Source organism: Rhodovulum bhavnagarense, assembly GCF_004343505.1.
Taxonomy (GTDB): domain Bacteria; phylum Pseudomonadota; class Alphaproteobacteria; order Rhodobacterales; family Rhodobacteraceae; genus Rhodovulum; species Rhodovulum bhavnagarense.
Map to the genome: position 1 here is coordinate 60544 of NZ_SLXU01000006.1, position 13563 is coordinate 74106.

Annotated in this window: 11 protein-coding genes; 4 read left to right on the forward strand and 7 right to left on the reverse strand. The window is 62.9% G+C overall.

Annotated elements, in window-relative coordinates; all coding sequences use genetic code 11:
* Positions 1-65 precede the first annotated feature (65 nt).
* The gene (locus EV663_RS08155; RefSeq protein WP_132951300.1) at positions 66-2324 is read right to left on the reverse strand and encodes an NADP-dependent malic enzyme; all 2259 of its coding nucleotides are present in this window, start codon (positions 2322-2324) and stop codon (positions 66-68) included.
* Between the two features lie 164 nt (positions 2325-2488).
* Here EV663_RS08155 and mutS point away from each other — a divergent pair, with 164 nt between their 5' ends.
* A complete protein-coding gene (mutS, locus tag EV663_RS08160; protein ID WP_132951388.1) occupies positions 2489-5119 on the forward strand; it encodes a DNA mismatch repair protein MutS in 2631 nt (876 codons plus the stop codon).
* Here the strand turns inward: mutS and EV663_RS08165 are convergent.
* On the reverse strand, positions 5116-5676 hold the full coding sequence (locus EV663_RS08165; protein WP_132951301.1) for a nucleotide exchange factor GrpE: 561 nt from the start codon (positions 5674-5676) through the stop codon (positions 5116-5118). The genes mutS and EV663_RS08165 overlap by 4 nt on opposite strands.
* Before the next feature lie 2 nt (positions 5677-5678).
* Positions 5679-6731 carry a heat-inducible transcriptional repressor HrcA gene (gene hrcA / locus EV663_RS08170; protein ID WP_425057133.1) on the reverse strand — a complete coding sequence of 351 codons (1053 nt, stop codon included), beginning with the start codon at positions 6729-6731 and terminating at the stop codon, positions 5679-5681.
* A gap of 136 nt (positions 6732-6867) precedes the next feature.
* On the opposite strand from hrcA, the gene rph reads away from it, so the two are divergent.
* The 3 genes from rph to hemW are packed head-to-tail and all read left to right on the forward strand — an operon-like array spanning position 6868 to position 9349.
* Positions 6868-7584, forward strand: a complete 717-nt coding sequence (gene rph / locus EV663_RS08175) for a ribonuclease PH (protein ID WP_132951303.1) — start codon at positions 6868-6870, stop codon at positions 7582-7584.
* A 3-nt stretch (positions 7585-7587) separates the two neighbouring features.
* Positions 7588-8196, forward strand: a complete 609-nt coding sequence (gene rdgB, locus EV663_RS08180; protein WP_132951304.1) for an RdgB/HAM1 family non-canonical purine NTP pyrophosphatase — start codon at positions 7588-7590, stop codon at positions 8194-8196.
* Positions 8186-9349 (forward strand): radical SAM family heme chaperone HemW, encoded by a 1164-nt coding sequence (gene hemW, locus EV663_RS08185; RefSeq protein ID WP_132951305.1) that lies wholly within the window; start codon positions 8186-8188, stop codon positions 9347-9349. Before rdgB ends, hemW begins: the two co-directional genes overlap by 11 nt.
* A 6-nt stretch (positions 9350-9355) precedes the next feature.
* On the opposite strand, the gene EV663_RS08190 is transcribed toward hemW, so the two are convergent.
* Genes EV663_RS08190 through mnmG form a run of 4 tightly spaced genes read right to left on the reverse strand, consistent with a single transcriptional unit; the run spans position 9356 to position 13562 of the window.
* Positions 9356-10267 (reverse strand): ParB/RepB/Spo0J family partition protein, encoded by a 912-nt coding sequence (locus EV663_RS08190; protein ID WP_132951306.1) that lies wholly within the window; start codon positions 10265-10267, stop codon positions 9356-9358.
* Positions 10268-10280: 13 nt separating this feature from the next.
* Positions 10281-11090, reverse strand: coding sequence for a ParA family protein (locus EV663_RS08195; protein WP_132951307.1), 810 nt, complete (start codon positions 11088-11090; stop codon positions 10281-10283).
* Positions 11083-11691, reverse strand: coding sequence for a 16S rRNA (guanine(527)-N(7))-methyltransferase RsmG (gene rsmG, locus EV663_RS08200; protein WP_132951308.1), 609 nt, complete (start codon positions 11689-11691; stop codon positions 11083-11085). Before rsmG ends, EV663_RS08195 begins: the two co-directional genes overlap by 8 nt.
* Positions 11688-13562 (reverse strand): tRNA uridine-5-carboxymethylaminomethyl(34) synthesis enzyme MnmG, encoded by a 1875-nt coding sequence (mnmG, locus tag EV663_RS08205; protein ID WP_132951309.1) that lies wholly within the window; start codon positions 13560-13562, stop codon positions 11688-11690. The genes rsmG and mnmG overlap by 4 nt, the downstream gene beginning before the upstream one ends.
* Position 13563 lies beyond the last annotated feature (1 nt).

Genomic DNA, 13563 nt, shown 5'->3' on the forward strand with positions numbered 1-13563 from the left:
GGTTCGCCCCGGTGCAGAAATTTCTGCACCGGGGTTTTTTTGCGGCTTCTGCACCGGGCGCAGCGTCAGCCGACCTCGCAGGCCGCCAGAAGCGCCATGTTGAGAATGTCGTTGACGGTCGAAACGGTCGAACAAATCTGGATCGGCTTGTCCACGCCGGCAAGGATCGGCCCGATCACCGTGGCACCGGCCATTTCCTGCATCAGCTTGACCGAGATCGAGGCCGAGTGCCGCGCCGGCACCACCAGCACGTTGGCAGGGCCGGTCAGGCGGCAGAACGGATACTTGGCCATGGCCGCCGGGTTCAGCGCGACATCGACCGTCATCTCGCCCTCGTATTCGAAATCGACGCCGCGCCGGTCCAGCACATGGGGCGCGAGGTGCATCTTGGTCGCACGCTCGCTGACCGGGTAGCCAAAGGTCGAAAACGACAGGAACGCGACGCGCGGCTCGATCCCCAGGCTGCGGGCCACCGCCGCGGCGCATTCCGCGATATTGGCCAGGTCTTCTTCCTCGGGCCACTCATGCACCAGGGTATCGGCGATGAACACGATCCTGCCCTTGTGCAGCAAGGCCGTCACACCCACCGCGCCATCCTGCGCGCGGGCGTCAAAGACGTGGTTGATCAATTCCAGAACATGGGCCGATTTGCGCGTCGCACCCGTCACCAGCGCATCGCCATGCCCATGCGCCAGCATCAGCGCCGAAAAAACATGCCGGTCGCGCTGTGCCAGCCGGTTGATGTCATGCGCATCGAAGCCTTTACGCTGAAGCCGCTGGTAAAGGAAGGACCGGTAGGCCTCCAGATGGCGGGTGTTGGCGGCATTGACGACCTCAAGCTCGCGCACGGCATCGCCCAGGCCCGCCTGTTCCAGCTTTTCCCGGACTTCCTGTTCGCGACCGACCACCATCGCCTTGCCATAGCCCGCGCGCTGATAGCTGACCGCGGCACGCAGAACGCGCTCGTCATCGCCTTCGGCAAAGATCATGCGCGCCTGCGCCGCCTTTGCCCGCGCCGCGATGCCCGACAGCACCGAGGCGGTCGGGTCCATCCGCGCCTTGAGATTGTGCTGATACCCCTCCATGTCGACGATCGGCCGGCGGGCAACGCCCGTATCCATCCCGGCGCGCGCCACGGCCGGCGGGATCGTGTAGATCAGCCGCGGATCAAATGGCGTCGGGATGATGTAATCCCGGCCAAAGGACAGCTTTTTGCCATAGGCCATGGCGACCTCGTCCGGCACATCCTCGCGCGCCAGTTCGGCCAGCGCCTCGGCGCAAGCGATCTTCATCTCGTCATTGATGGCGCGGGCGTGGATATCCAGAGCCCCGCGGAACAGGTACGGAAAGCCCAGGACGTTGTTCACCTGGTTGGGATAGTCCGACCGGCCCGTGGCAACGATCGCGTCACGGCGCACGGCATGGGCCTCTTCGGGGGTGATTTCGGGATCGGGATTGGCCATGGCGAAAATCACCGGGTTGTCAGCCATGGATTTGACCATTTCGGGCGTAACCGCGCCCTTGACCGACACGCCCAGGAACACGTCGGCACCCATCATCGCCTCTTCGAGGGTGCGGGCCTCGGTTTTCGCGGCGTGGGCCGATTTCCACTGGTTCATCCCTTCGGTACGGCCCTGGTAGATGACCCCCTTGGAATCGCAGGCGATGCAGTTGTCATGCTGCGCGCCCATGGCCTTGATCAGTTCCAGGCAGGCAATGCCCGCGGCGCCCGCGCCGTTCAGCACGATCTTGCAATCCTCGATCTTCTTGCCCGAGATATGCAGCGCGTTGATCAGCCCCGCCGCACAGATCACGGCGGTGCCGTGCTGGTCGTCGTGGAAAACGGGAATGTCCATCTCTTCCTTGAGCCGCTGCTCGATGATGAAACATTCCGGTGCCTTGATATCCTCAAGGTTCACACCACCAAAGGTCGGCCCCATCAGGCGCACCGCCTTGATGATTTCCTCGGGGTCTTCGGTATCCAGTTCGATGTCGACCGCGTTTACATCGGCGAACCGCTTGAACAGGACCGACTTGCCCTCCATCACCGGCTTTGACGCCAGCGCGCCCAGGTTGCCCATCCCCAGGATCGCCGTGCCGTTCGAAATGACCGCGACCATGTTCCCCTTGGTGGTATAGTCATAGGCGGCCTCGGGCGTGTCCGCGATGGCCTGCACCGGAACGGCAACACCGGGCGAATAGGCAAGACTGAGGTCTCGCTGGGTGGTCATCGGCTTGGTCGCCACGATCTCGTATTTCCCCGGCACCGGGTCAATGTGATAGCTCAGCGCCTCTTCGGGTGTGATCTTGGAATTGTCGGCCATGTCGCGGGTATCTCCTGATGCTTGGTCGCGTCATAGCGGGCGGAACGCCCAGTCTCAACAGAATTGGGATTTGCCGCTTTTCGCCGTCAGGCACGGTTTGTAAGGTCCGGGGACCAGCAAACAGGGGGGCATGCGTGAGCGCGGCGAACGGGTCCGTCACACCGATGATGGCACAATACCTGGAGATCAAGGCCGCCCATCCGGGCGCGCTGTTGTTCTACAGGATGGGCGATTTCTACGAGATGTTCTTTGACGACGCGGTTGCGGCGGCCGAAGCGCTGGATATCGCCCTGACCAGGCGCGGCAAGCACCAGGGCGAGGACATCCCGATGTGCGGCGTGCCGGTGCATTCCGCCGAGAGCTACCTGTTGACCCTGATCCGCAAGGGATTCCGAGTTGCCGTCTGCGAACAGCTCGAAGATCCCGCCGAGGCCAGGAAACGCGGATCGAAATCGGTCGTGAAACGCGATGTCGTAAGGCTGGTGACACCGGGCACCCTGACCGAAGAGGCCCTGCTGGAAGCGCGGCGCCACAACTTCCTGGCGGCCTTTGCCGAGGTACGGGACGTGGGCGCGCTGGCCTGGGTCGATATCTCGACGGGCGCGTTCCGGGTGGTGCCCTGCCCCGGCGTGCGACTGGGCCCCGAACTGGCCCGGCTGACCCCGCGCGAGGTTCTTCTGTCAGAGGCACAAGAGGCAGATTGGGCCGAAACAGTCACGGAATCGGGCGCGGCCTTGACGCCCTTATCGCGCGCCAGCTTTGACAGCGCCTCGGCCGAGGCCCGGCTGACCGCGTTGTTCGGCGTCGACACGATGGAAGGTTTTGCAGCCTTTACCCGCGCCGAACTGTCCGCGCTGGGGGCCATCGTCGATTACCTCGACATCACGCAAAAGGGCAAACTGCCCCTGCTTCGCCCGCCTGTGCGAGAGGCTAGTGGCGGAACGCTTCAGATCGATGCGGCCACGCGGCGCAATCTTGAACTGACTGCCAGCCTGACGGGCGGACGCGAAGGCAGCCTGCTGGCCACCATCGACCGCACCGTGACGGCCCCCGGCGCGCGCCTTTTGGAACGGCGGATTTCCAGCCCGTCGCGCGATTTGCCCACGATCCACGGTCGCCTGGCAGCCATCCGGGCCCTGGTCGAGGATGCGGCCCTGTGCGACGGCCTGCGGATCGCCTTGCGAAAATGCCCCGACATGGATCGCGCGCTGTCGCGCCTGGCATTGGACAGGGGCGGGCCACGCGACCTCGCTGCGATCAGGGGCGGGTTGGCGCAGGCCGACACTCTGGCCCAAGCACTGAACGGCGACGGCCTGCCCGAGTTGATTGCCGGGGCGCGCGACGCGCTGATCGGGCATGAACAGACCCTAAATCTGCTGGACCAGGCGCTTGTGGCCGAACCACCACTGATGGTGCGCGATGGCGGGTTCATCGCAACGGGCTTTGACCCCGACCTGGACGAGGCGCGCACCCTGCGCGACGAGGGGCGCAGCGTGATCGCGGGCATGCAGGCCGGTTTCGTGGAGCAGGCCGGAATTTCCTCTTTGAAAATCAAGCACAACAACGTCCTGGGCTATTTCATCGAGGTGACCGCGACCCATGCCGACAGGATGCTCTCACCGCCGCTCTCTGACATTTTCATCCATCGCCAGACCACCGCCAATGCGCTGCGCTTTACGACGGTGGAGCTATCCGAGCTGGAAACCCGCATCCTGAATGCGGGAAACCGGGCGATCGAGATTGAAAAGCGGCTCTATGACAGCCTGAAAACCGCCATTCTGGAGCGTGCAGGCCCCATCGGGCAAGCCGCCGCCGCCCTGGCAGAGATCGACCTTGCCGCCGCGTTGGCCGACCTGGCGCGCGGCGAGAGCTGGTGCGAACCCATGGTCGATGAAAGCCGAAGCTTTCACATCGAGGGCGGTCGGCATCCGGTGGTAGAGGCGAGCCTGCGCAAGCAGGGCACGGGACCCTTCATCGCCAATGATTGCGACCTGTCAAACGGGGCCGATCACGCCGCGATCTGGCTGTTGACCGGGCCGAACATGGCGGGCAAGTCGACATTCCTGCGCCAGAACGCGTTGATCGCACTGCTGGCACAGGCGGGCAGTTACGTACCGGCAACCCGCGCCCATATCGGTCTGGTCTCGCAATTGTTCAGCCGTGTTGGTGCCTCTGACGACCTGGCGCGGGGGCGGTCCACCTTCATGGTGGAAATGGTGGAAACCGCCGCGATCCTGAACCAGGCCGATGACCGCGCGCTGGTCATCCTCGACGAGATCGGCCGCGGCACGGCCACCTATGACGGCCTGTCCATCGCCTGGGCGACGCTGGAATATCTGCACGATGTGAACCGGTGCCGGGGGCTGTTCGCCACCCATTACCACGAAATGACCGCGTTGGCGCACAAGCTGACCGGCGTGGAAAACGCCACCGTCGCGGTCAAGGAATGGCGGGGCGAGGTGATCTTCATGCACGAGGTCCGAAAGGGCGCGGCTGACCGGTCCTACGGGGTGCAGGTCGCGCGGCTTGCCGGGCTGCCCGCATCGGTCGTGGAACGCGCCCGCATCGTGCTGGAGGCGCTGGAAAAGGGCGAGCGCGAGGGCGGGCGCCCGCAGAAAACTCTGATCGACGACCTACCGCTGTTTTCGGCGGTGAAAGAGCCGGTTTCTGCAACTGCGCCGCGGTCCGCGTCGATGCTTGAGGACATGCTCGCCGGGATACATCCCGACGAGCTGTCACCGAAACAGGCGCTGGAGCTGATCTATGATCTGAAGGCCCTCACCCGGCCCGATTAGGAGGCCGGCGTAGATGACACGCCGACCTGCGCCGGGCGCAGCAGCCGATCATGCAGCATGAAACCCACCGCCATTACCTGGATGATATCGCCGGCGCGGGTCTCGGGAACGGGGGCTTCGAACATCGCCTGGTGCAGCAACGGGTCAAAGGCATCGCCCACCGCTGGCGCGATCCGTTCGATCCCGTGCTTGGAAAAGACATTGGACAGCTCTCGCAAGGTCAGTTCGATCCCTTCGAGGAGGGCCTTGTTCGCCTCGCGCTGCTCATCCGTCACAACATCCAGCGCCCGAGACAGGTTGTCATAAACCGGCAACAGGTCGCGCGCGAGTTTCGAGCCACCGTATTGTTCGGCTTCGCGGCGGTCGCGCTCGCTGCGCTTGCGGGCGTTTTCCGCATCGGCCAGCGCGCGCAGGAAACGGTCGCGCAACTCGTCACGCTCGGCGCGCAACGCATCAAGATCGCCTTCGGGGAGATCTGTGCCTGCCTCGGCGGGTTGTTCGGCCTCGGTGCTGACGGTTTGCTCGGTCTCGATCTCGTTCTTTTCAGGTTCTGCCATGGTCATCCCTTGCCCCGGTCGGAAATCAGTTTGCCGACCACCTGAGCCGTGTAATCCACGATCGGCACGATCCGCCCGTAATTCAGCCGGGTCGGCCCGATCACGCCCACGGCGCCGATGATCTTTCGATCCGCGTTCATATAGGGAGAGACCACCAGAGAGGAACCAGAAAGTGAAAAAAGCTTGTTCTCGGAGCCTATGAAAATGCGCACCCCGTCGCCCTCTTCGGTGCGTTCGAGAAACTCGACGATATCGCGCTTGCGTTCGAGATCGTCAAAGAGGCTGCGGATGCGTTCCAGTTCGGCGCTTTCGGCGCTGTCCTCCAGAAGATTGGACCGCCCGCGAACGATCAGCCTGGCCTGAGTTTCACCCTCGTTCTCCCAAACAGCAAGGCCCGACTCGACCATGGACCTTGCGCGCTCGTCCAGTTCCTGGCGGTGTCGGGTGACCTCCACGGCCATCGCCTCGCGCAATTCGCTCAGCGTCTTGCCTTCGGCCAGCGCATTCAGGAAATTCGCGGCCTCCCGCATGGAGGACGGGGTCTGCCCCGGCGCAGGCCGGAACACGCGGTTTTCAAGGTGCCCATCGGCAAAGACCAGAACCGCCAGCGCCCTGTCCGGCGCCAGGTTGACGAAATCGATATGCCTGATCGGCGCCTCGTGCTTGGGCGCCAGGACGAGGCTGGCCCCCCGCGTCACGCCCGACAAGGCCGCGCCGATCTTGTCCAGCATCGACCCCACGTCACGGGCATTGCTGCCCACGGTCGCGTCGATCTTTTCACGATCTCCCGGCTCCAGTTCCTGGATCTCTAGCAGCCCATCGACGAACATCCGCAGACCCAATTGTGTCGGCACCCGCCCCGCCGACACGTGCGGGCTGTCCAGAAGCCCCAGGAATTCGAGATCCTGCATCACGTTCCGGATCGTGGCGGCACTGACCTTTTCGGTCATCGACCGTGTCAGGGTCCGCGATCCCACCGGATCGCCGGTCGCGAGATAGCCCTCGACCACGCGGCGAAAGACCTCGCGCGAGCGGTCGCTCATCTCTCCAAGCATGTTCGGACTCTGGTTCACGTCTGTGGTTCTCTACACAAGCGGGGCCATTAAAAACGAGGATTCGCGCAGGTCAATCGGGGTTGCATCGGCGCGTCGGTCATGTGAGCAAAGCGCCAAGCCGCAGAAAGGATGTTCCATGCGCCCCTCTGGACGTGATGTAAGTGAAATGCGCCCGGTTTCAATCGAGACCGGGGTAACCAAACATGCCGAAGGGTCGTGCCTGATCCGCATCGGCGATACCCATGTCCTTTGTACCGCGTCCCTGGAACCGCGCGTACCTCCATTTCTGAAAAACTCGGGCCTTGGCTGGGTAACCGCCGAATACGGGATGCTGCCGCGGGCCACGACAACCCGTATGCGGCGCGAGGCCACGGCGGGAAAACAGGGCGGGCGCACCGTCGAAATCCAGCGCCTGATCGGGCGATCCTTGCGTGCCGGTGTCGATCGCGTCGCGTTGGGGGAACGCCAGATCACCGTGGATTGCGACGTGATCCAGGCCGATGGCGGCACGCGTTGCGCGGCGATTACCGGGGGATGGGTTGCCCTGCGCCTGGCCGTGAACAAGCTGTTGAAGACCGGCGAGGTCCTTTCGGACCCGCTGATCGATCCGGTGGCGGCGGTTTCTTGTGGCATCTATGCCGGACAACCCGTTCTTGATCTCGATTACCCCGAGGATAGCGAGGCAGGTGTCGACGGGAATTTCGTGATGACCGGAAGTGGCCGTTTGATCGAGGTGCAGATGTCGGCCGAGGGCGGCACCTTTACCCGCGTCCAGATGGACAAGTTGATGGAGCTTGCCGAGAAGGGCGTGACCGATCTTGTCGCCGCCCAAAAGGCAGCGGTGGAGGCATAGACGATGCGACCCTTTGCCGGTGACAGGCTGTTGGTAGCGAGCCACAATATCGGCAAGCTGGAAGAGATCGCGCATCTTCTTGAACCCTACGGGGTCAGCGTCGTCGGTGCCGCCGAGATGCAACTGCCCGAACCGGCCGAGACCGAAACCACCTTTGTCGGAAATGCCCGCATCAAGGCCCATGCCGCCGCCCGCGCCACGGGCCTGCCTGCGCTGGCCGATGACAGTGGGCTGGCGGTCGAGGCCCTGGGCGGCGCACCCGGCGTCTATACCGCCGATTGGGCCGAAACCGGCAATGGCCGCGACTTTGTCATGGCCATGGAGCGGGTCTGGCATGAACTTGAGGCTGCGAACGCCGCCGAGCCGCGCAAGGCCACCTTTTGCTGCACCTTCGTGATGGCCTGGCCCGACGGCCATGACGAGGTGTTCGAGGGCCGAATGCCCGGCCGCATCGTCTGGCCGATGCGCGGCGACCGGGGTCATGGATATGATCCGATCTTTCAACCTGACGGCTATGACGTGACCTTTGCCGAAATGGATCGCTGGGAAAAGAACAAGATCAGCCACCGCGCACGCGCGTTTGAAAAACTGGTGGAGATCTTTGACCGCTGAGGATTGGCGCGCGGGTGGCTTTGGCCTTTACCTGCACTGGCCGTTTTGCCTGGCCAAATGCCCCTATTGCGATTTCAACAGCCATGTCGCGGCAGATATCGACATGCAAGCCTGGCGGGCGGCCTATCTGTCCGAGATCCGTCGGATCGGGGCCGAAACCGGCCCACGCGTGCTGACTTCGGTCTTTTTCGGGGGCGGCACGCCCAGCCTGATGTCGCCCGACCTGGTCGATGCGATCATGATCGCAATCCGCGCAACTTGGCCCTGCGCCAATGACCTTGAGGTGACACTAGAGGCCAATCCGACCTCGGTCGAGGCCGGACGGTTCGCAGGCTATGCCGCCGCCGGGGTCAACCGCGTCTCGCTCGGGGTGCAGGCGCTCAACGATGCCGATTTGCGGCGCTTGGGGCGGATGCACACGGCCGCCGAGGCCCGTGCCGCCTACGATATCGCGCGGCGACAGTTTTCAAGAGTCAGCTTTGATCTGATCTACGCGCGCCAGGATCAACCCCTTGCCGCCTGGCGGGCCGAACTGCACGAGGCGATGGCGATGGCGGTCGATCACCTATCACTTTACCAACTGACGATCGAACCCGGCACCGCCTTTGGCGACCGCCTGGCGCGTGGTGGTTTGCGAGGGCTGCCCGATGAAGATCTGGGTGCCGATCTCTATGCCGCGACCCAAGACATCTGCGCGGCCGGTGGATTACCGGCCTACGAGGTCTCTAACCATGCCAAACCGGGCGCCGAGTCGCGGCATAACCTGGTTTACTGGCGCGCTGGCGATTACGCGGGAATCGGGCCCGGCGCGCATGGCCGTCTGACACTGGATGGTCATCGCTGGGGCACCGCCACGCCCCGCGCGCCCCAAGCGTGGCTGAACCAGATCGCACGCGACGGTCACGGGGAGATTCCACGCACGCGGCTGGATGCCGCCGACCAGGCGCTGGAATACCTGATGATGGGGCTGCGCCTGGTCGAGGGCATTTCCCCGGATCGTTATCACCGGATCGCGGGAAAACCCTTAAACACTTTTAAAATCAATTACTTGGTTGATGATGGCCTGCTTGTCACCGAGGCGGATGCCCTGCGCTGTACCCCGCGCGGCCATAGCTTGTTGAATGCCGTCCTGCGAGAGCTGATTCCTGACTGAGCCGGATCAGCCGTAGTCACCGCCAGCGCCAAGCACGGCACACAGCCGGTCGAGCGCATCAAGATCCTTGTAGGATATCGTTACCCGACCCGTCCCATCCGCACAATGATCGATCGACACATCCATACCCAGCGCGGCCGCTAGGTCCTGTTCCAAGGCACGGGTATCGGCATCCTTTTCCAGCGCCTTTGACCGCGGGGCCGTGGGGGCCGCATCACGGGGTTTCGGCTTTGCCAATTTCTCGGTCTCGCGCACCGATAACCGCCCCTGGATCACCCTGCGCGCCAATGCAACCGGGTCATCGGTGGTGACCAGCGCGCGGGCATGTCCCATGCTGAGCAACCCTTCCCGCAAATAGCCCAGGACCTCGTCGGGCAGTTGCAACAGGCGTAACAGGTTCGCGATATGGCTGCGGCTTTTGCCCAGGGCCTCGGCCAGCTTTTCCTGGGTATGGCCAAACCGTTCCATCAACTGGCGATAACCTGCCGCCTCTTCAACGGGGTTCAGGTCTGCGCGCTGGATATTCTCGATGATCGCGATTTCCAGGACTTCGGTATCGTCGAGGCTCCGCACCAATACCGGAACCTCGTGCTGTTGCGCCATTTGCGCGGCACGCCAACGCCGCTCGCCAGCCACGATTTCAAACCGGCCCTGCGATGTCTTGCTCGGCCGCACGATCAGCGGCTGGATCACGCCCTTGACGCGAATCGACTCTGACAATTCCCTTAACGCATCCTCGGAAAACTGGCGGCGTGGCTGATCAGGGTTTGGTTCCAGCAGGTCGAGCGCCATCATCTGATCGGGCCTCGAGCGCGGCGCATCACTGCCTGTTTCAGGGGCGGACGCCAAATTGACATCGGCCATCAACGCCGAAAGACCCCGCCCCAAGCCCCGTTTTTCCGGTTTCTTGCTTGTCATTGCCTGTCCCTTTTCATGCCGTTGCCGGAACCTTGGAGTTCAGCATCTCGCGCGCCAGGTCACGATAGGCAAGCGCACCTTTCGAATTCGGGTCATAATCCAGAACCGGCATCGCGTAGGACGGCGCCTCTGACAGGCGGACATTCCGGGGGATCACCGTCTGGAAAACCAGTTCGCCCAAATAGGCACGGGCATCGGTTTCCACTTGTTGCGACAGGTTGTTGCGCATGTCCGCCATGGTCAGAACAACGCCCTCTATCCGCAGGCCGGGATTGGCCGTTTGCCGCAGTTCGCGTATCGTCAGCAAGAGTTGCGAAAGGCCCTCTAGCGCGAAAAACTCGCTTTGCAGCGGAACCAGCACAGAATGGGCGGCGACCATCGCGTTGACGGTCAAAAGGCTCAGCGCCGGTGGACAGTCGATAAGGATGAAGTCGAACCCGTACACGTCGATCGCAGGCTGGCGCAGCGCATCGTGCAAAAGGAAGCTGCGTTTTTCCGTTGCCACCATTTCGATATCGGCTGAACTGAGATCGGTCGTTGCCGGCGCGATCATCAAACCGGCCACCCCGGTCGGCAAGATCACCTCGGCCAACGGAGCATCCTCCAATAGCAGGTCATAGGTCGTTTTCTTGCGCTGTTCCTTGTCGACGCCCAGCCCCGTCGACGCATTCCCCTGCGGATCGATATCCACGATCAGCACCTTGCGCCCCTCTTTCACGAGCGCGGCACCCAGGTTGATGGCTGTCGTGGTCTTTCCGACGCCGCCCTTCTGGTTGGCAACGGCGATTATTTTCGGGCCCTTGGGGCGGGTGGGGTCAGACACGCGCGATGCCTCCGAGTTTCAGAATGACGGCTTGGGGATCGGTCTTGCTGGCGATTTTCTGAACGTTGAACGTCCAGGTTGCAAGCGCGGCCTGCAATTCTTCGGCATGGCGCGCACCCTTGGGGAAAAGGGCGATCCCATGCGGCGCGAGATGTCGTTCGCCAAAGGCCAAGAGATCGGACAGGGCGGCCAGGGCACGGGCCGACAAAACGTCGGCACCCTGCGGCGGAACAGCCTCGATCCGGTCATTTATCACGGTGACGTTGAGCAATCCGAGTTCACGCGCAACCGTGCGCAGAAAAGTTGCCTTGCGCTGATCGCTTTCAATCAGCGTGATACGCATCCCGGGCGCATCATCGACCGCCAGGATCGCGATGACGAGGCCCGGGAAGCCGCCGCCACTTCCCAGATCAACCCAGTGGCACGCATCGTCGGGCCGCAAATCGAAGAGTTGGGCCGAATCGGCAATATGGCGGCTTTCAAGCTCATCCAGCGTCTTGCGCGACACGAGGTTGATCGCCGGGTTCCACTTGCGCAACAAAGCAGCGTAGGCGGCCAGCCTGTCCGATGTTTCACGTGGAACATCTTGCAGACGACTCATGCCGTCCGCCGCTCGATCTGGCGCAAGCGCGCGAGAATCAGCGTCAAGGCCGCAGGCGTCATCCCGTCGATCCGACCGGCCTGCGCCAAGGTTTCCGGCCGCGCCGAGACGAGTTTGGCCTTGAGTTCGTTCGACAAGCCCTCGATAGCGGCATAGGGGAAGTCTTTCGGCAACACCTGCGCCTCGTCCCGACGCATCGCGGCGACATCCAGTTCCTGACGCTTGATGTAATTGGCATAAAGCGCGTCACGAGAAATCTGCGCGCGCGCCTCTGCATCCACATCGGCAAGCGTGGGATCAAGCGCAACAAGATCATCGAATCCGACATCAGGGAAGGCCAGAAGGTCGATACCGCTGCGTCTTTGGCCATCCGCGTTTACCTTGATACCTGCCGCAGCAATCTGTCGCGGTGTCAGCGACATCCCCTCTAACCGCGTGCGGGCGGACTTGATTCGCGACATCTTGTCCTCGAATATCGCACAACGCGCCTCGCCCACACAGCCAAGCCGAATCCCCATCGGCGTCAGGCGCTGGTCGGCATTATCGGCCCTGAGCGACAGACGAAACTCTGCGCGCGAGGTAAACATGCGATAAGGCTCGCTAACCCCGCGCGTGACCAGGTCATCGATCATCACACCAATATAGCTATCGGTCCGATGAAATTGTACCGGCCCCTGCCCCGCTGCGAATCGTGCGGCGTTCAAACCGGCGACCAGGCCCTGGGCGGCGGCCTCTTCATAGCCGGTTGTGCCATTGATCTGCCCGGCAAGCCAAAGCCCCGGGACGTCGCGCAATTCCAGTGTCGCGGACAAGGCTCGCGGATCGACGTAATCGTATTCTATGGCATAGCCCGGTTGCAGGATCGAAGCCTGTTCCAACCCGAGGATGGAATGAACGTAATCCGCCTGAACGTCCTCGGGCAGTGAGCTGGAAATCCCGTTCGGATAGACCGTCGGATCATCCAGCCCTTCGGGTTCAAGGAATATCTGGTGCGACTCCTTGTCGGCAAACCGAACGATCTTGTCCTCGATCGAGGGACAATATCGTGGGCCGACGCCCTCTATATGTCCGCCATACATTGCCGAACGACCGAGATTGGCGCGAATGATGTCATGGGTCCGAGGGTTGGTATGGGTGATCCCGCAGGCGATCTGGCGCACGAAAACGCCCTTGGACAAAAACGAGAACATCACCGGATCGTCGTCGCCCGGCTGATTGTCCAACCTGTCCCAATCAATCGTCCGCCCATCCAGACGCGGCGGCGTGCCTGTTTTCAGACGCCCGAGAGGCAGGTTGAAATCACGCATGCGCGCAGCCAGCCTTATCGAGGGGCGGTCCCCCATCCGCCCCCCCGCGATCTGGCGATCGCCTATATGAATGACACCGTTCAGAAAGGTGCCGGTGGTCAAAATAACCGCACTCGCGGCAATCTCGGTCCCGTCGGCCATTACGACGCCGTTCAGTCGATGCCCGTCCTGCCGCAGGTCCGCAGCCTCGCCCTCGATGATCGCCAGGTTCGGCATCTCGGCCAACATCGCCTGGACCGCACGGGCATAAAGCTTGCGATCGGCCTGCGCACGCGGCCCCTGAACGGCAGGCCCCTTACGACGATTCAAAAGCCGAAACTGGATGCCTGCCCGATCTGCCGCCTGACCCATCACGCCGTCCAGCGCGTCAACCTCGCGCACCAGATGGCCCTTGCCCAGACCACCGATGGCCGGATTGCAGGACATCACCCCGATATCCCGGCGCCGCAACGTGACCAGCGCCACGCGCGCGCCCAGCCGGGCGACGGCATGGGCCGCCTCGGCCCCGGCGTGACCGCCGCCAACAACAACGACATCAAAGGCGCGATGTTCCACGTGAAACATT